Consider the following 21,830-nt stretch of genomic DNA (forward strand, 5'->3'; position numbering starts at 1 on the left):
TTCGGGTCCGCTCAAGCGATGCGCTCCTCTAGGGGGAGAATCGGATAGATCCCAAAAGTGCAAGTCCACTTTTGGGCCCGATGCTCCAAGAAGCCCGATCGAAACGTGACAGGAAGGGCTCCGGTTGCAGTGCAACCGGAGCCCTTCTCGCAGAAATCCCTTATTTAACAGTTGGTTAAGAATTGTCGAGTTTGTAACAGATCGTAAAAAAGCGTGATTTGGCCTAGCCTGAGCGGGAGCTTATGTTGCCCTTGTCGAAAGGGCGGGGCCCAGTTCGATCCCGCCCGTCAAACAGTTACAGCGAACGCATCGCGCAGTGGATCTCACAAGCGGCGGTCATGTTCGAGGTTCAAAGATAATGAAGCAAAGCCATCAAACCACACTCCGCGCCGCCGTTACGCTCGTAGGCATCGGCGTCCATTCCGGGGATGAGGTGAAGATGATCCTCCATCCGGCGGAGGTGAACCATGGCATTGCCTTCCTGCGCACCGGCCTTCCGGGCGGCCTGGACCGTCTCATCGATGCCCGCCATCTCGCGGTGACCGCGACCGAGCTTTGCACCGTGATCGGAGATCGCGAGAGCGGGGCGGTGGCGACCATCGAGCACCTGATGGCGGCCCTGACCGGCCTCGGCATCGATAACGTGCTCGTCGAGATCAACGGGCCGGAAGTGCCGATTCTCGACGGCAGCTCGGCGCCTTTCATCGATGCCATCGATCAGGTCGGGATCGTGGCCCAGGGCGCGAGCCGCCGGTATCTCAAGGTTCTCAAGCCGGTCCGCGTGACCCAGGGTAAGGCTTTTGCGGAACTCTTCCCGAACGAGCGCGCCTTCCGCCTCGACGTGGAGATCGACTTTCCGACCCCGGTGATCGGACGCCAGCGCAAGGCGGTCGATCTTTCTCCGTCCGTGTTCCGTCGCGAAATTTCCCGCGCCCGTACCTTCGGCTTCATGCGCGACGTGGAGAAGCTCTGGGGTGCTGGTTTCGCCCTTGGCGCTTCGCTCGAGAACACGGTCGCCATCGGCGACGACGGGATCATGAACCCGGAGGGGCTGCGCTACAGCGACGAGTTCGTCCGCCACAAGCTTCTCGACGCGGTCGGTGATCTTTCTCTCGCCGGTTTTCCGCTGCTCGGGACCTACCGCTCCTATTGCGGCGGTCATCGCCTGAACTTCTCCGTGCTGGAGGCTCTCTTTTCGAGCCGTTCGAACTACGCGATCGTGGATGCCGTTCCGCGCCGCGAGCCCGGCTATGCGGAGGTCGGCAGCGCGGCGTTGGCCGCGTTCGCTCCCGAAATCCATTGAGGCCTTCCCCGGAAGTCGCATCGAGCGCCTTTTGGCCGCATGATTTCGGACGGCTTTGCCCCATCCATGTGGGTAAAGCCTCTCGGATGGGGTTGGCTGTTGGCCCCTGCATAGGTTAAAGAACCTCAGTGCATCGTTAAAAATCACCGGGCACGGATTTTGGAGGACCGCGAGGCATGTCTTTCGCGAAGGTTTACTTGAGTTTGAGGGCCGCTGCTGGGCGCGCGCTGTTGGTGGGTGCCTGCGGACTGACGCTCGCCGGTTGCGATACGCTGTCGTCAATCAACCCCTTCGACAAGAGCGAAGCCTACAAGCCGGAGGTCGTCGCGGACGTTCCGGCCGAAGAGATCTACAATGACGGTCTCGCACGGATCCAGAAGCAGGATTACGAAGGCGCCGCCAAGAAGTTCAACAGCCTCGACCGTCAGTACCCATATTCCGAATGGGCGCGCAAAGGGCTGATCATGGAGGCCTATGCCAATTACGAGGGTGGCCTGTACGAGGAGGCGATCACCGCCTCCAAGCGCTACCTGCAGCAGCATCCGAACACCCCCGATGCCGCTTATGCCCAATATTTGATGGCCTCGTCCTATTACGATCAGATTCCGGACGTCACCCGTGATCAGGCTGCATCCGAGCGCGCCATCGCGTCGCTGCAGGACCTGGTCCAGCGTTATCCGCAGTCCGAATACTCGTCCGACGCGAAGAAGAAGATCCAGGTTGCCAGCGACCAGCTCGCCGGCAAGGAGATGGAGGTCGGTCGCTTCTACCTTCAGAAGCGCAACTATTCCGGAGCCATCAACCGGTTCCGCATCGTGGTTTCGCGCTACCAGACGACTCGCCACACGGAAGAGGCGCTCGAGCGTCTCGCCGAGGCCTACATGGCCATGGGTGTCGTCAGCGAGGCGCAGACCGCCGCCGCCGTTCTCGGCCACAACTTCCCTGACAGTCCCTGGTACAAGGACGCCTATGCCCTGCTGACCAAGGGCGGCGTTGAGCCGCGCGAGGATTCGCAGTCCTGGATCAGCAAGGCCTTCCGCGGCGTGCCCCAGGTCAGTCAGCGGGCGGGGTAAGCCTCACTTTCCATGCTGATCCAGCTGGCGATACGCGACATCGTCCTGATCGACAGGCTCGAGCTCCATTTCCACGAGGGGCTCTCCGTCCTCACGGGTGAAACGGGCGCGGGCAAATCGATCCTGCTCGACGCCTTTGCTCTGGCCCTCGGCGGCCGAGGCGATGGAAGCCTCGTCCGCCATGGCGAATCTCAAGGGCAGGTCACTGCCGTCTTCGATTGCCCGATGGATCATCCTGCCCGACGCGTCGCGCGCGAGGCGGAGATCGACGTGGACGGGGACCTGATCCTGCGCCGTATCCAGGTTGCCGACGGGCGCACCCGTGCATTCGTCAACGATCAGCCGGTCAGCGTCCAGGTGCTCAGGGCCATCGGGGCAACCCTCGTCGAGATCCACGGTCAGCATGACGACCGCGCTCTCGTGGATCCCGTCAGCCATAGGGCGATTCTCGATGCATTCGGGGGGCTTTCGGACGAGTTGCAGGCCGTGGGCGAAGCAGCCCGGCGCGTGAGGGAAGCCCGTAATGCCCTGCAGGAGCATCGCAGCCGCATCGAAAAGGCCCGCAAGGAAGCCGACTTTCTTCGCCACGCCGTGGAGGAGCTGACCACGCTCAATCCACTGGCGGGGGAGGAGGAGGCACTGGCCGAGCGCCGGGTCGTCATGATGCAATCCGAGAAGGTCGCTCAGGATCTCAGCGAGGCCTTCGAGGCTGTTGCGGGCCACTCGTCTCCGATCCCGGAGCTCTCGGCTGCCGTGCGCAAGCTGGAGCGACGCAGCGCGCAGGCGCCGGCTCTCGTGGACCCGTCCGTCAAGGCGCTCGATGCGGCGCTGGTCGCCATCGACGAGGCCCGTGCGGCTCTCGAGGAGGCAATCCGCGCCACCGAGTACGATCCCCGCGAGCTGGAGCAGACCGAGGAACGTCTCTTCGCGCTTCGGGCCGCCGCCCGTAAATACGACGTACCCGCCGACGATCTCGCGGCTCTGCGCCAGCGTTTCGAGGGTGACGTCGCGGCCATCGATGCCGGAGAGGAGCGGCTCGCCACCTTGGAGAAGGCCCTGAAGGACGCCGACCGGGCCTATCTCGCAGCCGCCAGGAAGCTGTCCGAGGGGCGCCGGAAAGCCGCGCAGGCGCTCGATGCGGCCGTGCAGGCCGAGCTGCCGCCCCTCAAGCTGGAGCGGGCCCGCTTCATCACGGACATCCAGACCGACGAGGACAGCCGCGATCCTGCCGGCTTCGAGCGCGTGGAGTTCTGGGCCCAGACCAATCCGGGCACCCGTCCGGGGCCGCTCATGAAGGTGGCGTCCGGCGGCGAGCTATCCCGTTTCATGCTGGCGCTCAAGGTGGTGCTGGCGGACAAGGGCTCGGCTCCGACCCTCGTCTTCGACGAAATCGACACCGGCGTCGGCGGTGCCGTGGCGGACGCCATCGGCCAGCGCCTCGCGCGCCTGGCCAATGGCGTCCAGGTCATGGCCGTGACCCACGCGCCCCAGGTGGCCGCACGGGCTTCGAGCCATTTCCTCATCGCCAAGGAGGGGATCGTCGGTGCCGAGGATCGCGTGGCGACCCGCGTCATTCCGCTGGATGCCGCTCCGCGACGCGAGGAGATCGCCCGCATGCTCGCCGGTGCGACGATCACCGAGGAGGCCCGCGCCGCCGCCGCCCGCCTCTTGGAAGCGGGCGCGCATTGAGGATCGTGTTGGCTCAGCGGGGCTATCGCCCTGCGGAGCAAGCCGGCTAACCAGTTGATAAGGAATTGAGGCGCAAACAGGAGGCTCGCTCAAGGCTTGGCCCCACAGGCGCGGTTCCGTGAGTGGCCCGGGCCTTCATTCCTCACTTCTTGGCAAGGCTTCATCCTTGTGAGGCACAATCCCTTCTCTGCAGACGGCACGAAGCGCAAGCCCGCTCTCTGGCTGCTCGTGCTGATCACCTTCACGGGCACCCTGGCGATGCACATGTTCGTGCCGGCGCTTCCGATCGCCGCTCAGGATCTGGGCGCCAGCTTCGCCGCCATGCAGATGACCATCAGCCTCTACATTCTCGGCCTTGCCTTCGGTCAACTGGTCTACGGCCCTCTCTCCGATTGCTTCGGGCGCAGGCCGATCCTCATGGTGGGGCTTGTCCTCTATACCGCGTCCGGGATCGCCGCAGGGCTGGCTCCCGGAGTCTATGCCCTGATCGCCGCGCGGCTTTTCCAGGCGCTCGGCGGCTGCGCCGGCCTGGTTCTGGGGCGCGCCATGGTGCGGGACATCTCAGGCCCCGAGGCAGCCGCCCGTCAGCTTGCGGTGATGAACCTGATCGTGGTCATCGGGCCGGCTCTCGCGCCGCTCTTGGGCGGACTCCTGGCCTCCAGCTTCGGCTGGCGTTCGATCTTCCTGCTGCTCGTCGTGCTCGGGGCGACGAACATCCTGTGCGTCTGGCGGCTGCTGCCGGAAACCGGGCAACGCTCGGGCATGGTCAGCGTGGCCTCTCTGGGGCGCGACTACAAAGGGCTTCTGGGTTCACGGGCGTTCCTCGGCTATGCGGTCGGCGGGAGCTGCGCGACGACATCGAGCTATGCCTTCATCGCGGCGGCACCCTTCATCTTCGAGGAGTTGGGCCGTCCTGCGCATGATGTCGGGATCGCGCTCGGATTGCTGGCCGTGGGGGCCTCCATTGGAAGCGCCCTTGCAAGCCGCCTCATCGGCCGGGTGAAGATGGAGCCCCTGATGATCGGGGCCAACGCACTGAGCACCTGTGCGGCGCTGATCCTCCTGAGCCTTGTTCTGATGGGAGCGGTCGATGCGTTTTCCGCGATCGGGCTGATGGTTCTGTTCACGATCGGCGCGGGTCTGTCGAGCCCTGCCGCTCTGACCAAGGCCGTGAGCGTCAATCCGAAGCTGATCGGCTCGGCATCGGGCCTCTACGGGTTCACGCAGATGGCGGTCGGAGCGATCTGTACCTCCCTGTCCGGATTGGGGCGCGATCCGGCACTCGCCGCGGCAGGCGTTCTGGCCGGGGCAGGGGTGATCAGCCAGATCGCCTTCTGGATCGCCTCGCGGCAGGAAGGGACACCCAAGGTCTAGTTACAGCATCGGACGTGAAATCGAACTCACGTCCGATGCTGTAAGTCTATGTTTTGAGCATCTTCTCACGCAAAACCGGTTCCCATTTTTGCGTCCGATGCTCTGGGCCTCCGGTTCCTCCGGCCTACTGGAGAGTCGGAGCCAAGGCGCTATGGTTCACCTCACATCAACCTCGATTCGATCATGTCCGCAAAACACGCCCCCTCCCTGAAGCCCGTCGACGAATTGACACTCCCGGAAGCTCGCGCCGAGCACGAGGACCTGGGCCGCGAAATCGCGGAACACGACCGACGTTATTACGAGGACGACGCACCCACCGTCTCGGACGCGGAATACGATGCCCTGCGCAAGCGCTACGAGGCTCTGGAGGGGCTTTTCCCCGAGCTCAAGACATCCGAGAGTCTGACCCAGAAGGTCGGCTCCAGGGCCTCCGAGAAATTCGCCAAGATCCGGCATCGAATCCCGATGCTCTCGCTGGCCAATGGCTTCGCCGACGAGGAGGTGGAGGAGTTCGTCGAGCGCATCCGCCGCTTCCTGCAATGGAAGGCCGATGCTCCGCTGGTGTTCACGGCGGAGCCCAAGATCGACGGCCTTTCCCTGAGCATCCGCTACGAGAAGGGAAAGCTCGTCACGGCGGCGACCCGCGGCGACGGCGCGGTGGGCGAGGACGTGACGAACAATGCCCGGACGGTCGGCGAAATTCCGCATGTGCTGAAGGGCCGGAACGTTCCCGACGTGTTCGAGGTGCGCGGCGAGGTCTATCTCTCGCACAAGGATTTCGCAGCGATCAACGAGCGGCAGGAGGCGGCCGGCAAGCCGCTCTTCGCCAATCCCCGCAATGCGGCGGCCGGAAGCCTGCGCCAGCTCGACCCGAAGATCACGGCTTCGCGTCCCCTGTGCTTCTTCGCCTATGCCTGGGGCGAGGTGAGCGCGATGCCGGCCGATACGCAATACGGCATGATGGAAGCATTGAGAGGCTTCGGTTTCCAGGTGAACCCGCTCACGCGCCGCTGCTCCAGCGTCGCCGAGATGCTCGAACATTACCATGCCATCGAGACCGATCGTGCCAATCTCGGCTACGACATCGACGGCGTCGTCTACAAGGTCGACGACTTGGGCCTCCAGCAGCGCCTCGGCTTCGTGTCCCGCTCCCCGCGCTGGGCGCTCGCTCATAAGTTCCCGGCGCAGAAAGCCGTGACCGTCCTGGAGGGCATCGAGATCAATGTCGGCCGGACGGGCTCGCTCAATCCGATCGCTCGCCTGCGCCCGGTGACGGTGGGCGGCGTCGTGGTGTCGAATGCCACGCTGCACAACGAGGACTATATCAAAGGCATCGGCGGCAACGGCGAGAAGATCCGCAACGGTGTCGATATCCGCATCGGCGATACGGTCGTCATCAACCGCGCGGGCGACGTCATCCCGAAGGTGCTCGACGTGGTGCTCGAGAAGCGCCCCGCCGACGCGAAGCCTTATGAGTTTCCGACCCATTGCCCGGCCTGCGGCAGTCACGCGGTGCGCGAGGTCAATCCGCGCACGGGCAAGGAGGATGCGGTGCGCCGCTGCACCGGCGGCCTCATCTGCCCGGCGCAGGCGCGCGAGCGCCTGAAGCATTTCGTGTCGCGCAATGCCTTCGACATCGAGGGCATGGGCGAGCAGCGCATCGACGAGTTCTACGAGGAAGGCCTGGTGCGACGCCCGCAGGACATCTTCACGCTGGCGGAGCGCAATGCGCGCGGCCTCAAGCGCCTGGAGAACCGGGAAGGCTGGGGCGAGACGAGCGTGCGCAATCTCTTCGCGGCCATCGAGGCCAGGCGCGCGATTGCCCTCAACCGCTTGATCTTCGCCCTCGGCATTCCGCATGTGGGCGAAACCTCCGCGCGTCTGCTCGCCCGGCATTTCGGCACCTTCGAGGCTTTGCGGGAAACGGCCAAGGCGGCGGCGGACCCGGCATCTGAAGCCCATGCGGAACTCACGGCCATCGGCGGGATCGGCCCCGTGGTTGCCGAGGCCATCGTCGAGTTCTTCAGGGAGGAACACAACGAAGAGATGCTTGATGCCTTGCTGGCCCAGGTGAATGCCGAGCCCATGGAGGCACCGGCGAGCGTCAATTCGCCCGTTGCGGGCAAGACGGTGGTTTTCACCGGTTCCCTCGAGCAGATGACCCGCGAGGAGGCGAAAGCCATGGCCGAGCGCCTCGGCGCCAAAGTCGCGGGTTCGGTTTCCAAGAAGACCGACATCGTGGTTGCCGGCCCCGGAGCCGGGTCGAAGCTGGCCAAGGCGGCCGAGCTCGGCCTACAGGTCATGGACGAGGACGGCTGGTTCGCTCTCGTGGGGCGAGGATGAGATTCCGGTCCAAGACTTGAGCCGGCCGATATGGCATGATCCGGGCATGACGGTGATCACTCCCGAGCTTTCGATCGATCCCGACCAGAGAGGGAGGGGCGATGTGACGCATTTCTGGCGGGTCTCGCGTCTGCGCGGCCTGGGGTGTCTGCGTGCCACCTTCCGGCGTCATTCCTATGCCCGCCACACCCATGAAACCTATGCCATCGCGGCGATCCTGGCCGGGTGCGAGACCTTCTTTCACCGGGGCGAGCAGCGCTATGCCCCTGCGGGCAGCATCGCGGTCGTATGCCCGGACGAGGTCCATGACGGTGAGCCTTACGGGGAGGGCTTCGTCTATCGGACCTTCTATCCGCCGCCGGAGCTGATGAAGGAGATCGCGGAGGACGTTGCAGGGCGGCCCCTGCCGCATGCTCCCTGGTTCATCCATTCCGTGATCCATGATGCCGAACTGGCTTTGACGCTCGCCCGGCTTCTCGCCTGCCTGGGGCAGGAGGGGGTGCGCACGACCGAACTGGAGCAGGATACGCGTCTCATCGCCTTCCTGACCAAGCTGATTGCCCGCTGGGCCGACCTCGACGGGCTTCCGCTCGCACGCGACGCTGCAAAGAACATCAGGCCGGCGAAGGATTACCTGGAGGCTCATTTCGACCGGGAGGTCGAGTTGGAAAATCTCGCCCAGCTTGCCGGATTGTCACGGAGCCATTTCATCCGGGCTTTCACCAGAGAAACCGGTCTGACGCCCCATGCCTATCTCATGGACCGGCGTTTCCGGGCGGCAAGCCGCCTGCTGGCGAAGGGCGATTCTCCGGGCGACGTGGCCCTGGCCTGTGGGTTCTTCGATCAGAGCCATCTCAACCGTGTCTTCAAGGCCCGCATGGGCGTGACACCGGGGGCATACCGCCAAGGGGTCCGCCATGAAGGGGTCCGCCATGAAGGAGCCCGCCATCAAGGGGATTGGCATCTAGGGAACTGCCGTCAGGCGTGAACCGCAATTTTATCCAAGACGCTTCCTCGTCTCTGTCTCATATGAGAGGAAACGAGGATGGCCATGGATCAACCCACCCCAATTTTCTCTACGTACAGGCGCGAGATCCGCGCAGGCTTGCGTGACATTGCTCCTGTGGCGATCGCCGCCGTTCCCATCGGGCTTCTCTTCGGCGCCGTCGCCGCGGCCAAGGGGCTGTCGGCGCTTGAGGTCGCGCTCATGTCCGCTTTCGTCTATGCGGGTGGCGCGCAATTCGCCGTCATCGAGGCGTGGGCGCATCCCGCGCCGATTGCCGCGCTGACCTTCGCGACCTTGCTGATCAATGCGCGCCACGTGCTGATGGGAGCCTCGCTCGGACCGAAGATTCATCTCACCGGGCTCCAGCGGTTCTTCGCTTTCTTCTTCCTGACCGATGAGGCATGGGCCCTGTCGGAGCGCCGGGCTCTCGAGCGGCCCGTCACCGGCGCCTATTGGGCGGCGATGGCTCTTGTTCTCTGGGCGAACTGGACCGCGTCGACGACGCTCGGCGCCGTGCTCGGCTCCTTCATGGGCGATCCCGCGCGCATCGGTGCGGACTTCGCCTTTACGGCCCTCTTCATCGGCCTCATCGCCGGTTTCGGCCGCAGCCGCGTGACCCTGGTCACGGTCGGCGTCAGCGCGGCCGTTGCGGCTCTCGTGCATCATCTCGTCGGAGCGCCATGGCACGTGGCATCGGGCGCGCTGGCAGGCATCGCCGCGGCCTATCTCTCGGCACCTCGGGAGGGAGAACCATGAGCCTCGACACGACGACCCTTCTCACCATCGTGGCCATGGCGGTGGTCACCTATTTTACGCGGATCGCGGGCCTCTTCGTGGCGGACCGCCTCGTGCTCACGGGGCGAGCCAAGGCGGCCTTCGATGCGATCCCGCCCGCGGTGCTGGTCTCCGTCATCGCGCCGACCGCGCTGACGACCGGGTGGGCGGAAGCGATCGCCGCCGCCATCACCGCTGTCGCGGCCTTCCGGCTGCCGCTGCTGGCGACAATCGTCGTCGGCGTCGCATCCGTGGTTATCCTGCGCAACCTGATCTAGCGCATCGTGCGAAAAAGTGGATCCGGTTTTTCGCGAGAACGATGCGCTCATTCTAAGAAGGGAGCATCGGATTCGATCCCAAAAGTGGATTCCACTTCCCGCGTCCGATGCTCTAGCCGACGGCGCGGGTTGCGTCCTCGAGCCAGCTTCGTGTCTGATCATCGAGAAGCGGGCCGATCTTTTCGCGCACGGTGGCGTGATAGGCGTCGAGCCAGGCGATCTCGTCCGCATTCATCAGGGCGGGCTCGACAAGCCGCAGATCGATGGGCGTGAAGGTCAGCGTCTCGAAGCCCATCATGTCGCGGTCGCCGCCAGGGATCGTGCGCGGCTCCACGAGGATCAGGTTTTCGATGCGGATGCCGTAGGCGCCCGGCTTGTAGAAGCCCGGCTCGTTGGACAGCATCATGCCGATCTCCAGGGGGGTCGTGCCGGTCTTGGCGATGCGCTGCGGACCCTCGTGCACGGACAGAAAGCTCCCGATCCCGTGGCCGGTGCCGTGATCGAAGTCGAGGCCCGCATCCCACAGGGGCTTGCGCGCGAAGGCGTCGATCTGCGCGCCCGTCGTGCCTTTCGGAAACACGGCGCGGGCGATGGCGATGTGCCCCAGCAGCACGCGGGTGAATCGATCCTTCATCTCGGGGCTGGGTTCGCCCACGATGATCGTGCGCGTGATGTCCGTCGTGCCGTCCTCATACTGTGCGCCGGAATCGATCAGAAAGATCTGGTTGTTCTCGATCCTGCGGTTGCTCGACGTTGTGACCCGGTAATGGGGCAGGGCCGCATTGGGGCCGGCGCCGGAAATGCTCGGGAACGAGATGTTCTTCAAAGCCCCGGTCTCGACGCGGAAGCCTTCCAGGGCTTCGACCGCGTCGATTTCAGTGAGCTGCCCCTTCGGCGCCTCTCGGTCGAGCCAGGCCAGGAAGCGGGCGACCGCGACGCCGTCGCGCAGGTGAGCCGCATGAGAGCCCGCGATCTCGGCCTTGTTCTTCACGGCCTTCATGAGGGCGATGGGGTCTGCGCCCACGTCCACCGTGCCCCCGGCGGCTTCGATCCGCCGGATCAGGGCGACGGCGCCCGTCGCCGAATCGATGCGCACCTTGCCGCCGGTCTGACCGAGGGCATCCAGGGCGCTCTGGAAGGACGCGATAGGGGCAAATTCGGCGAGCTCGCCCACCGCGGCCCCGGCTTCGTTGGTGATCTTGGCCGGATCGAAGAACAGGCTCGCGCGGCCTTGCCTCGGCAGGACCGCATAGCCGAGGGGCAGAGGCGTGTGACCGACATCGCCGCCCCGCAGGTTGAAGGCCCAGGCGAGGTTGTGCGGGTCGGAGATCACGAGCGCATCGAGCTTGGCCTCCGCCATCTTCTTGCGAACCCGCTCCAGCTTCGACTCGGCCGTCTCGCCGACATAGTCGAGCGGATGGGGACGGACCGGCGCCTGCGGCGGGGCAGGGCGGTCGATCCAGATCACGTCGACAAGGTTCATGTCGACGGGTGAGAGCGAACCGCCGGCGCGTGCCACCGCCTGCTCCAGGCGCTTGAGGCTGTCGCTCGTGTGAAGCCAGGGATCGTAAGCGAGCATGCCGCCCTCCGGCAGGTTCGCGGCGATCCAATCCTCGGCCGACCTGTCGGCGAGCTGAACGGGGGTGATCACGGAAGTATCGACCTGCTCGGCGGCCTGGACCGTGTAGCGCCCGTCGACCACGAGGGCCGCCTTGTCCAGCAGGATGACGGCCGTTCCCGCTGACCCGGTAAAGCCGGTGAGCCAGGCCAGGCGCTCGGCGCTCTTGGGCACGTATTCTCCCTGGTGCTCGTCGGCCCGGGGCACGATGAAGCCGTCGAAGCCGCGGCGGGTCAGTTCGGCACGCAGCTTGGCAATATGAGCGGGCCCCTGGGAGGGGGAGGTCGTGTCGTCGAAGAATTGAAACTGAGCCATCCGAACAGCACCGGAAAATCGAATGAGGGAGGCAGCACGCTATGCCGGAGCGGGATGCCCTGCAACCGCGACGCTGCGCATGAGGCTGCATATGCAGTAGACATTGTGCCTATCTGTTGAGCGGGATCTGCCCGCCGGGCGGCTCCTGTCGATTGTGCAGTGCAAAATGCGCATGGCTCGCCTGCAAACGGTCCATCTACTACTAAAGTCGAGTGGGGCTTACATATAGCGTAACAAGAACAGAGGAACGCTGATCTGAAGGGTCTCAACACCAATCCGTTGGAGATGAGCCCATGAACACAGCCGCTTTCCTGCCCGTCTATGCCGGTCAGGTTCAGATCCCGTCCACGTTTTCACTGGTCGTCAGGAACGTCATGAGCGCTCTTGCCGAAAGCCGCGCCCGGGATGCAGCGCGCCGGTTGCGCCGTCACGAAGCTCTGATGGCTGACCTGGCCCGCAGGCAGGAACATATCGCCGACTTCTTGATGCAGAGCAATGATCTGCCGTTCAAGATCTGAGACAAGAATTCGACTGAAGAGAGAAGGAACAAGCCATGTTGATCGTCACCGCCATGAAAGTCATCCGCGAGATCGTCGCCGACACCATCAGTCTCCGCCGTGAACTGGCGCGACGCTATCCTGGCGCCCTCGCCGAGTAAGCCTTCCAGATCAATGGCGGGGTTGCGGACGTGCGCTGCCCCGCTTCAGCACGAGGGCTGCCCAGCCTTCGAGATCGTACCGACGCTGAAGATACCAGCCCTGATGGGCGTAAGCCGACAGCACGCCCGGAACGTCATGGCCGAGAAGTCCTGACAGGATCAGCGCTCCGTCGCTACTCGCCACGCGGGTCAGAGAGGGCGCCAGCACGCGCAGGGGCTTTGCCAGGATATTGGCAAAGACCAGATCGAAATGGCCCGGCCGGTCGGCTTCCACGTTGCGCGTGCCGGGGCCCACATAGAGCCTCATCCACGGCCCGATGCCGTTGAGCCGCGCGTTCTCCTTCGCGACCCGCACCGCTTCCGGATCGATATCGCCCGCGATCACGGGGCGCTTGAGAACCTTGGCGGCCGCAAAGGCCAGGATGCCTGTCCCGGTTCCCACATCCAGCACGTGGCGGGGCGTGCGGATCTTCAACTCGTCCGCGAAAGCCCTCAGACATCCCAGCGTCGTGCCGTGATGGCCGGTGCCGAAGGCAAGACCCGCCTCGATCTCGATGGCGATGTCGCTGCTGCGGCGCTGCTCCCGGTCGTGTGAGCCGTGAACCAGGATGCGGCCGGCCCGTACGGGCTTCAGGCCTTCGAGGGAGTTCTTCACCCAATCCTTCTGCTCCAGGGGCAGGAACACGCCCTTGTCCGCCTCGGCTCCGACGATGGGACGGACGAGGTCGCGAATGGCGGCCTCGTTGGGCTCATGGGCGAAATAGGCCTCGAGCAGCCAGGGACCGTCCTCCGTCGACTCGAAGGAGGCGACGGCCGTTTCGGCCGGATCGAAAATCTCTCCGATCAGATCCGTCATGGCGCGCGCGGAGCGCCCGTCCGTGGTGATCCGGAAGACATGGGTAGGGCGATTGGGGTGGAGACCTTCAAGCATGGGGCTGCTCTAGCACCCCCCGTGTCACGCCTCAAGCGACCATGAGGCGCACACGAGCCGGAACCGCCCGGAGTCGCGCCCGTTTTGCAAACGCCCAATTCCTCATCTGTTTGCAATGGCGGGTGCGCCCGCAGGAGAGCCCCCAGGAGAGCCCCCATGTCCGGACGTCTTTTTGACAAGGTCGCCATCATCACCGGTGCCGGCACCGGGATCGGTGAAGCCATCGCGCTCAAATTCGCCCGCGAAGGCGCGCGCCTTCTCCTCGTCGGCCTGCCCGACGATCCGGTGGAGGACGTGGCACGGCTCATCAACGGGGCGGGGGGCTTCGCGGAAGTCTATCTTGGCGATATCGCCGAGGAGCATCACGCTCAAGCTGCCGTAGAGGCCTGCGTGAGCGCCTATGGACGCATCGACGTGCTCGTCAACAATGCGGGCGTGTTCCTGGCGGTCGCGGAGACACAGGATTATCCCATCGACAAGTTCGACGAGACCTTCCGGGCCAACGTGCGCTCGGTCTTCCTGATGACGAAGTTCGCCTTGCCTCACCTGCAGGAAACCCATGGCAACATCCTCGCCACGGGCTCCGAAGCCGGCATGCTGGGACATCCGAAGAACACGCCCTATGGGGGCACGAAGGCCTTCATCCATTCCTTCATTCGCGGTGTCGCGGCGGAGCAGGTGCCGTATGGCGTCCGTGCGAACTGCGTCTGCCCCGGGCCGATCGATACGGCCTGGACGCACGAGTCGACAGGCCCGATGGATTCGGAATTGGCCACCATGATCACGCAGGCGACCCCCATGGGGCGGCGCGGGACCCCGGAGGAAGTGGCGAACGTGTTCTGCTTCCTCGCCTCGGACGAGGCGAGTTTCGTCACCGGCGCGCTCTACACGGTCGACGGCGGCATCACGATTTCCAAGGGTCCCGTGGGAGTAAAGGCATCCTCCCATTTCAAGACGCAGCCGAAGAACACGCTGCCCACGCGCCATTCTCACGACGGTCTGAAGAACAAGGATTACGAGACGCTGACCTGATGGACGCTCTTTGCCGAAGACGGCCCAGGCTGTCAGGGATGATCAGACCGGCGTCAGCTCTCTGGCGGCGTCGAGAACCTTGAGGCGCTCGTTTTCCTTCGCCATGTACGCGCGCTGCGTGTCGGTGACGTAATCGCGCACAATGGGGGCGGCATCGCGTTTCCGGGCGAGCTGCATGTGGAAGACGAGCTGGCTGCCCGTGGTGAACATCGTCTCGGCGCTGATGAGATAGAATTCGAACATCCGGCAGAAGCGCTCGTCATACATGGCGGCGATCGTCTCGCGGTTGGCTTCAAAACGCCTGTGCCAGTGATTGAGGGTTTTCGCGTAATGCAGGCGCAGGAACTCGAGGTCGGTCACCCACAGGCTGTTTTGCTCCACGACAGGAAAGACCTCCGACAGGGCCGGAGAATACGCGCCGGGGAAGATGTATTTCCGCAGCCAGGGGCTCGCGGTTCCCGGCGGGCTCATCTTGCCGATAGAGTGCAGAACCATCAGACCATCATCGTCGAGCAGCGCGTTGATCTTGGCGAAGAACTCGCCGTAATGATGCACGCCCACATGCTCGAACATCCCGACCGACACGATCCGGTCGAAACGCTTGTCGATGTTGCGGTAGTCGAGAAGCTCGAAGCGCACGCGGTGCGACAGGCCTGCGCGCCGTGCCTTCTCGTTGGAGAGTTCGTACTGCTCCTTCGAGAGCGTTACGCCGGTAACGTCCACATCCTCCATCGCCGCGAGATAGAGCGCCAGATCACCCCAACCGCTGCCGATATCGAGGATCCTGAGACCGGGCTTCAACTGCAGTTTCGAAGCGATCAGGCGCAGCTTGTTCTGCTGCGCCTCTTCGAGAGTGTCGTCATCGTTGATGAAATAGGCGCAGGAATACTGCATGCCCTTATCGAGGAAGAGCTTGTAGAAGTCGTTCCCGAGGTCGTAGTGGTGCGCGACGTTCTGCTGCGCCTTGCCGACGGGGTTGGCTTGCTGAAACCGTTTCACGGCGCGGGAGATGCGCTTGAGCGCGTTCTGAAGCGGATAATTGGCCAGGGTCGAGCGGTTCTGGGAGAAGAGATTCAGGAAGTCCCGCAATGTGGAGCCTTCCTCGAAGCTCATGCGGCCGTCCATATAGGCCTCGCCTGCATGCAGCTCCGGATTGAGGAAGAGCTTGTGATAGAGCGAGCGGTCCGTGAGCCGCATGGTGACGTTAAGGCCCGGCTTCGTTCCGCCGAAGACATGCACGTTGCCATCCGCGTCGATGACCTTCAGCGTTCCCGTGCGCACGAAGGATCTCAGCATGTGGGACAAGGGGAACATGAGAACCTCTCTCGACCATTTCCGGGCGGGATGGTTCCATAGTTACCCGCTTGAAGCTAGAGGTTAAATGCAGATCGGAACTAGTCTAAAGTAAGGGGTCCCACGCCAAAGATCGGGAACAACCGCATATCGCTCTTGTTGGATGACAGACCCGCACCCGGGACGGAGTCGTCACATTCAAACCAGACAGGAGCAAGCCGATGTTCTTTCGCCAGCGGCAATTGGCCTATCACGCCAAGCCCGAGAAGCCAGATCCTCTCTTCGCCAAGATGCTTCAGGAGCCCCTGGGCGGCCAGTGGGGCGAGATCAGCGTCATGATGACCTATCTCTTCCAGGGCTGGAATTGCCGCGGTCCGCAGAAGTACAAGGACATGATCATGGATATCGGGACCGAGGAGATCGGTCACGTGGAGATGCTCGCCACCATGATTGCGCGTCTGCTCGAAACCTCGCCGGTCGAGCAGCAGGAGGACATGGCGAAGAACTCCGTCGTCGGTGCCGTGATGGGCGGCGCGCGCGTGGAGGATGCCATCGTGGCCGGCATGAACCCGCAGCACATGATCGTTTCGGGTCTCGGCGCGCGCCCGTCGGACAGCATCGGCAATCCGTGGACTTCGGCTTACACGATCGCGAGCGGCAATCTGCTCGCCGATTTCCGGTTCAACGTCACGGCGGAAAGCCAGGGTCGACTGCAGGTGAGCCGTCTCTACAACATGACGAACGATTCGGGCGTCAGGGACATGCTCTCGTTCCTCATCGCCCGCGATACCATGCATCAGAACCAATGGCTCGCCGCCATCAAGGAGCTGGAAGAGGACGGGCTCGAGATGACGCCGGTGCCTTCGAACTTCCCGCAGAGCCTCGAGAAGAGCGAAGTGGCCTATCAGCTCCTCAATCACTCCGAAGGTATGGAAAGCCAGGACGGCCGCTGGGCGAGAGGTCCTGCACCGGACGGCAAGGGGCAGTTCACTTATGTGGATCGCCCCCCGGCCTATACCGAGGACGAAGGTCAGCTCAGCCAGATCGATCCGCGCGTTTACGGCACTCCTGCCGCACCGACTGCGCCAACAGCCGCGGAATGATCGTGCTCATCGGCTAGAGCATCGGACGCGAAAAGTGGAATCCACTTTTGGGATTGCATCCGATGCTCCCATTAGAGGACAGCGCATCGTTCATTGCGGACCCGAAGGGCCGCGTCAGCGAATACCGGGTCCACTTTTCCGCACGATGCGCTAGCGCCGTCATGCCCGGCCTCGTGCCGGGCATCCACGTCCTGGCGCCACCGTCGTTCTCAAGCATGGACGGCCGCAACGTGCACGGCCATGACGAACGGAACTCGTTCCGGACGCTAGCCCATGGCCTCGACGAAGCTGTCGAGCACCATTTTGCGCCCGGCCTTGTCGAACTCGACGGTGAGCTTGTTGCCGTCCACAGCCTCGATGGTACCGGGGCCGAATTTCGAGTGCAGAACACGTCCGCCGACGGAAAAGCCCGAGGCCCCGGTGGATTTTGCGACGAGCTCGCCCTCGATCATCATCGGGCCGCGGCGTTCGCCTGAGCGGCGGGCGGAGTAGCCGCCGTCCGCCGTGCTCGCACGGTGGGCCTGGGCCCGCTGCCAGCCGGGTGTCTGATAGGAAGAGCCTCCGAACGGCTGCACCCGATCGAAGCGTGATCCGCCATATCCGCCGCCATAGGAGAAGTTCGCGGGAGCCTCCACGATCTCCACATCCGCCTCCGGCAGGTCGTCGATGAAGCGGCTCGGAACCGTGGAGTTCCATAGACCGTGAATGCGCCGGTTGGACGCGAAGTAGATCTTCGCATGACGCTTCGCGCGGGTGAGGCCCACATGGGCCAGGCGCCGCTCCTCCTCCAGGCCCGCGCGGCCGCTCTCGTCGAGGGCGCGCTGACTGGGGAAGAGGCCCTCCTCCCATCCGGGCAGGAACACGGTATCGAATTCGAGGCCCTTGGCCGCGTGGAGCGTCATCAGGCTCACGCGCTCGGTGGTATCGCTCTCGTTCGCCTCCATCACGAGGGAGACGTGCTCCAGGAAGCTCTGGAGATCCGGGAACTCCTCCATGGAGCGCACGAGCTCCTTGAGGTTTTCGAGGCGACCTGCGGCATCGGCGGATTTCTCCTTCTGCCACATGTCGGTGTAGCCGGATTCCTCCAGCACCGTCTGGGCCACGTCCGCCTGGGACATGGTCTCGGACAGTTTCGACCAGCGCGAGAACGAGATGAGAAGGTCGCGCAGGGTCGCGCGCGGCTTCGGCTTCAGTTCGTCGGTCTCGACGATGAAGCGGGCCGCCTCCGTCAGGGGCACGCGCGCGGCGCGCGCATGGTTATGGAGCACCTGGATCGTGGCATCGCCCAGGCCGCGCTTCGGCACGTTGACGATGCGCTCGAAGGCCAGGTCGTCGGCGGGCTGGTTCACGACGCGCAGGTAAGCCAGCGCATCGCGGATTTCCGCGCGCTCATAGAATCGCGGGCCGCCGATGACGCGATAGGGGACACCGAGCTGCACGAGACGATCTTCGATCTCGCGCATCTGCGCCGAGATGCGCACGAGGATCGCGATTTCCGAGAGCGGATGCTTCTTGGCATGCAGAGCCTCGATTTCCTCGCCGATGAGACGCGCCTCGTCCTCCGAGTCCCATGCGCCGGTGATCGTCACCTTCTCGCCAAGCTCGTCCTCCGTGCGCAGGGTCTTGCCGAGCCGTCCCTGATTCTTGGCGATCAGGACGGAAGCCGCCGAGAGGATGTGGCCGGTGGAACGGTAGTTGCGCTCGAGGCGGATGACCGTGGCGCCCGGAAAGTCGTGATCGAAGCGAAGGATGTTGTCGACCTCGGCGCCGCGCCAGCCGTAGATCGACTGGTCGTCGTCGCCGACACAGCAAAGGTTCTTGCGCTTCTGGGCGAGCAGGCGCAGCCAGAGATACTGCGCGACGTTGGTGTCCTGGTACTCGTCCACCAGCATGTAGCGGAAACGCTCCTGGTACTGTTCCAGGACATCCGGATGTTCGCGCCAGAGGCGCAGGCATTCCAGCAGAAGGTCGCCGAAATCGACGGCATTGAGAACCTTCAGGCGCTCCTGATAGGCGCGGTAGAGGCGTCCGCCCTTGCCGTTGGCGAAAGCGCCTGCTTCGCCGGCCGCGACCTGATCGGGGCCGAGACCGCGGTTCTTCCAGCTGTCGATGAGGCCGGCGAGCTGGCGCGCGGGCCAGCGTTTCTCGTCGATCCCTTCCGCCTCGATCACCTGCTTCATCAGGCGCAGCTGATCGTCGGTGCCGAGAATGGTGAAGTCCGACCGCAGGCCGACGAGTTCCGCGTGACGGCGCAGGATCCGGGTGCCGATGGAGTGGAAGGTGCCGAGCCATTGCATGCCCTCGGCCACGTCACCGATGGCGCGGCCGATGCGCTCCCGCATCTCCCGGGCCGCCTTGTTGGTGAAGGTGACCGCGAGGATCTGCGACGGCCAGGCTTTGCCGGTGGCGATCAGATGGGCGATGCGGGTCGTGAGCACCCGCGTCTTTCCCGTGCCGGCGCCGGCCAGCACGAGGACGGGGCCTTCGGTGGCCTCCACGGCGGCGCGCTGCTCGGGGTTCAGGCCGTTCAGATAGGCCAGTTGAGGCGCGACTGCCGCGCGGGCACGGGCGCTCAGGGAGCCGGAGGAGGGCTGGTGTGCCAAGTCGTCCGGGGCCGGGCCATCGTGAGGATCGGGGCTGTTATCAGGCTGATTCATCGGCGCGACCATGGATCAAAAGGCGAACGGCGTCGAGCCCGGAAATGCCTCTTGGCGCGTGGGCGGGCGAGAGCCCGCCGCCGTTGCCGGACGAGGCTCCCATCGCCATATAAGGATCGATCGCTTTTAAAGGAATGTTCCCATGCGTTTCTTCGTCACGGCTGTCCTCTGTCTCGGAATCATCATGCCTATGGCCGCAGAGGCGCAGACGGCGCGGTTGCCGCGCAAGAGCGTCAACGAGCGGCAGGTCGAGGATATCAACCGCAACATTCAGGAAGACCAGCGCCTGAAAAGCCTGCAGCAGCAGAATCAGGTCGAGCACAACCTTCTCAGGCAGAACCTCGACCGGGACCGGCTGTTTTCCAGGCCGCCCGGCGCGTGCCCTCCCGGCGCGATCCGTTGCTAATAGAGCATCGAATGCAAGAGTGAGAATCGGTTTTGCGTGGAAAGATGCTCCAAAACAGAGGCTTACAGCATCGGTCATAGATTCGGTTTCACGTCCGGTGCTCTAGCGAGAAGTGATTGCGGGTGAGGGGCGTTTTCTGAAATGGCGTCCCGTTGCGTGCCGGGCCTTCCCGCCCGGTCGGCGCGCAACATTGCTTGCTCGCCGCCTTAGTCCGGCCAAGCTTTTATGGTCAAGCACGACATTCAGGTGCTGGGGGCGGGCTCGCGGAATGTCGATGCTGCTTTACATCCAGGTCCTCAGGGCCTGCGCGGCTCTGGCGATCGCAATCCACCATGCCCAATTCGATGCGGGTGCGATCGCGGCAAGGCTCGGCGGGCAGTTTCAGCCGCTCGATCGGATCCCCTGGGCCGCCGGGGTCGATGTCTTCTTCGTCATTTCCGGCTTCATCATCGTCTATTCGTCGCAGAAGCTGTTCGGCTCTCCCGGTGCAGGCAGGGTTTTCCTCGTGCGTCGCCTGGGGCGCGTGGTTCCCCTCTACTGGACCGTCACGAGCCTTTACCTTGCCGTCGCCCTTGCGCTGCCTGGGATCCTCAACAGCGAAGTTCTCGAGCCTGGCTTCATCCTGGCTTCCTATCTGTTCATCCCCCTGGAGCGCCCTGACGGAGCGGTGCAGCCGCTTTATACCCTGGGCTGGACGCTCAACTACGAGATGTATTTCTATGTCCTGTTCGCCCTGACCCTCGCATGGCCGAAGCGGACATCGATCGGGATGCTGATCGGCGTCCTGCTCGCCGCAACGGTCGTCGGCGGCGTGGTCTCGCTCCCGCAGCCCCTGGATTTCTGGACCAGCCCGATCATCCTGGAATTCGCCTTCGGCGTGGCGCTCGCGCATCTCAAGGACCAAGGGCTTGTTCTTCCGCGCGGCGTCCGCGCCGCTTTCGCGATCGGGGGGCTGGCCTTGCTCCTGGCCGGAGCGAACGCGTCCTTGCCCCGACCGGTCGCCTATGGCGTTCCGGCTGCTTTCTTCGTCGCCGCCGCGGCCCTCGGCGCGGAGCGGGTCAGGCCGGAGACATGGCTCGGACGCATAGGGAATGCCTTAGGCGATGCATCCTATGCGCTCTATCTCGTCCATCCTTTCGTCATCCGGGCCAGCCGGGAGATCGTCCTCCGGACGGGCCTCGGCCCCGTGATCGGCACATGGGGCTATGTTGCGCTGGTCCTCGCGGGCGCGGTTTTGGCCTCTCTCCTAGTCTTCCGATGGTATGAGCGGCCCATGACCCAGTGGTTTCGCCGGCGGTCGGAGCCGGGACGGCTGAAGCTGGCTTGATCAAACGGAACGCCGGGCCGGCAAACGGGGCGGCCGGTGGAGGCGCCTGCAGCATCGGACGGGACATCGAACCCACATCCGATGCCCACTCTTGCATTCGATGCTCTAATGTCGCGTTCGGGACGCGAGCATGGCCTCGTGCCGATCGAGCCGTGCCGGAATGCCGATGATCCGTCCGAGGGTCTGCGGCCTGGCAAGCCGCGCATGAGCCGCCTTCATCACGGCGAGATTGCCCGCGATATCGTCCGGAAAGGGTGAGACCTTGCGGGTATTCATGTCCACGTGGAGAGACAATCCCTCCGTCGTGGCCGCCACCCAGCCTTCTTCCGCATGGCGGATTTCCAGGTAGTAGTGGATCCGCTTCTCGTCATGGTCGATGAGCTGGAGGGTAACGCGAACCCGATCGCTGGCCTTGAGTTCGCGCCTGTAGAGCGTGTGCGTCTCCGCGGCGAAGAAGGACGCGTTGCGTTCCTCCACATAGTCCCGGCCCAGGCCTACCATCCCGAAGGCTTCATCGACGGCCCGGTCGAACAGCACGTGGTAATAGGCCATGTTCAGATGACCGTTATAGTCGACCCAGGCCGGCTCGACCCGCATCGCGGACGAAACGAAGGGTGCAAAGAAGAATACGGGTGTCTTCTTCTCCATGG

Annotated in this window: 18 protein-coding genes; 12 read left to right on the forward strand and 6 right to left on the reverse strand. The window is 64.1% G+C overall.

The annotated features are described in order from the left end of the window. Positions 1-358 precede the first annotated feature (358 nt). The 8 genes from lpxC (at position 359) to AB8841_RS15595 (ending at position 9,840) form a co-directional block, all read left to right on the forward strand. Positions 359-1,303 (forward strand): UDP-3-O-acyl-N-acetylglucosamine deacetylase, encoded by a 945-nt coding sequence (gene lpxC / locus AB8841_RS15560; protein WP_370436734.1) that lies wholly within the window; start codon positions 359-361, stop codon positions 1,301-1,303. A 176-nt stretch (positions 1,304-1,479) separates the two neighbouring features. Further along, a complete protein-coding gene (locus tag AB8841_RS15565; protein ID WP_370436735.1) occupies positions 1,480-2,376 on the forward strand; it encodes an outer membrane protein assembly factor BamD in 897 nt (298 codons plus the stop codon). A gap of 12 nt (positions 2,377-2,388) precedes the next feature. Then, positions 2,389-4,065: a DNA repair protein RecN gene (recN, locus tag AB8841_RS15570; RefSeq protein WP_370436736.1), complete on the forward strand. Its 1,677-nt coding sequence runs from the start codon at positions 2,389-2,391 to the stop codon at positions 4,063-4,065. 168 nt (positions 4,066-4,233) lie between these two features. Continuing rightward, positions 4,234-5,439, forward strand: coding sequence for a multidrug effflux MFS transporter (locus tag AB8841_RS15575; protein ID WP_370436737.1), 1,206 nt, complete (start codon positions 4,234-4,236; stop codon positions 5,437-5,439). Positions 5,440-5,622: 183 nt separating this feature from the next. After that, complete coding sequence (gene ligA / locus AB8841_RS15580) at positions 5,623-7,782, forward strand: NAD-dependent DNA ligase LigA (RefSeq protein WP_370436738.1); 2,160 nt, start codon at positions 5,623-5,625, stop codon at positions 7,780-7,782. Between the two features lie 46 nt (positions 7,783-7,828). Beyond that, on the forward strand, positions 7,829-8,770 hold the full coding sequence (locus tag AB8841_RS15585) for an AraC family transcriptional regulator (protein ID WP_370436739.1): 942 nt from the start codon (positions 7,829-7,831) through the stop codon (positions 8,768-8,770). A gap of 63 nt (positions 8,771-8,833) precedes the next feature. Further along, on the forward strand, positions 8,834-9,544 hold the full coding sequence (locus tag AB8841_RS15590; protein ID WP_370436740.1) for an AzlC family ABC transporter permease: 711 nt from the start codon (positions 8,834-8,836) through the stop codon (positions 9,542-9,544). Next, positions 9,541-9,840, forward strand: coding sequence for an AzlD family protein (locus AB8841_RS15595; protein WP_370436741.1), 300 nt, complete (start codon positions 9,541-9,543; stop codon positions 9,838-9,840). The genes AB8841_RS15590 and AB8841_RS15595 overlap by 4 nt, the downstream gene beginning before the upstream one ends. Positions 9,841-9,952: 112 nt before the next feature. On the opposite strand, the gene AB8841_RS15600 is transcribed toward AB8841_RS15595, so the two are convergent. After that, positions 9,953-11,773 carry an aminopeptidase P family protein gene (locus AB8841_RS15600; RefSeq protein ID WP_370436742.1) on the reverse strand — a complete coding sequence of 607 codons (1,821 nt, stop codon included), beginning with the start codon at positions 11,771-11,773 and terminating at the stop codon, positions 9,953-9,955. Positions 11,774-12,066: 293 nt separating this feature from the next. Here AB8841_RS15600 and AB8841_RS15605 point away from each other — a divergent pair, with 293 nt between their 5' ends. Next, entirely contained in the window at positions 12,067-12,291 is a 225-nt protein-coding gene (locus tag AB8841_RS15605; protein ID WP_370436743.1) for a hypothetical protein, read from the forward strand. A 150-nt stretch (positions 12,292-12,441) separates the two neighbouring features. Here the strand turns inward: AB8841_RS15605 and AB8841_RS15610 are convergent, their stop codons facing one another. Beyond that, positions 12,442-13,362 carry a 50S ribosomal protein L11 methyltransferase gene (locus AB8841_RS15610; protein ID WP_370436744.1) on the reverse strand — a complete coding sequence of 307 codons (921 nt, stop codon included), beginning with the start codon at positions 13,360-13,362 and terminating at the stop codon, positions 12,442-12,444. A 156-nt stretch (positions 13,363-13,518) separates the two neighbouring features. On the opposite strand from AB8841_RS15610, the gene AB8841_RS15615 reads away from it, so the two are divergent. Then, complete coding sequence (locus tag AB8841_RS15615) at positions 13,519-14,394, forward strand: SDR family NAD(P)-dependent oxidoreductase (protein WP_370436745.1); 876 nt, start codon at positions 13,519-13,521, stop codon at positions 14,392-14,394. Positions 14,395-14,436: 42 nt separating this feature from the next. Here the strand turns inward: AB8841_RS15615 and AB8841_RS15620 are convergent, their stop codons facing one another. After that, on the reverse strand, positions 14,437-15,708 hold the full coding sequence (locus AB8841_RS15620; protein ID WP_370436746.1) for a class I SAM-dependent methyltransferase: 1,272 nt from the start codon (positions 15,706-15,708) through the stop codon (positions 14,437-14,439). Between the two features lie 200 nt (positions 15,709-15,908). On the opposite strand from AB8841_RS15620, the gene AB8841_RS15625 reads away from it, so the two are divergent. Further along, complete coding sequence (locus tag AB8841_RS15625) at positions 15,909-16,790, forward strand: manganese catalase family protein (protein ID WP_370436747.1); 882 nt, start codon at positions 15,909-15,911, stop codon at positions 16,788-16,790. Positions 16,791-17,056: 266 nt separating this feature from the next. Here AB8841_RS15625 and AB8841_RS15630 read toward each other — a convergent pair whose 3' ends face one another. Together AB8841_RS15630 and AB8841_RS15635 are read right to left on the reverse strand one after the other, a co-directional pair. Next, positions 17,057-19,447 (reverse strand): ATP-dependent helicase, encoded by a 2,391-nt coding sequence (locus AB8841_RS15630; protein ID WP_370436748.1) that lies wholly within the window; start codon positions 19,445-19,447, stop codon positions 17,057-17,059. Beyond that, positions 19,434-19,931, reverse strand: a complete 498-nt coding sequence (locus tag AB8841_RS15635; RefSeq protein WP_370436749.1) for a hypothetical protein — start codon at positions 19,929-19,931, stop codon at positions 19,434-19,436. Before AB8841_RS15635 ends, AB8841_RS15630 begins: the two co-directional genes overlap by 14 nt. Positions 19,932-20,127: 196 nt before the next feature. Between AB8841_RS15635 and AB8841_RS15640 the strand changes: the two genes are divergently transcribed. Then, positions 20,128-21,180 carry an acyltransferase family protein gene (locus AB8841_RS15640; protein ID WP_370436750.1) on the forward strand — a complete coding sequence of 351 codons (1,053 nt, stop codon included), beginning with the start codon at positions 20,128-20,130 and terminating at the stop codon, positions 21,178-21,180. A 105-nt stretch (positions 21,181-21,285) separates the two neighbouring features. On the opposite strand, the gene AB8841_RS15645 is transcribed toward AB8841_RS15640, so the two are convergent. Then, positions 21,286-21,828 carry a thioesterase family protein gene (locus AB8841_RS15645; RefSeq protein ID WP_370436751.1) on the reverse strand — a complete coding sequence of 181 codons (543 nt, stop codon included), beginning with the start codon at positions 21,826-21,828 and terminating at the stop codon, positions 21,286-21,288. Positions 21,829-21,830 lie beyond the last annotated feature (2 nt).

Origin of the sequence: Microvirga sp. TS319, from assembly GCF_041276405.1 — a bacterium.
Taxonomy (GTDB): Bacteria; Pseudomonadota; Alphaproteobacteria; order Rhizobiales; family Beijerinckiaceae; genus Microvirga.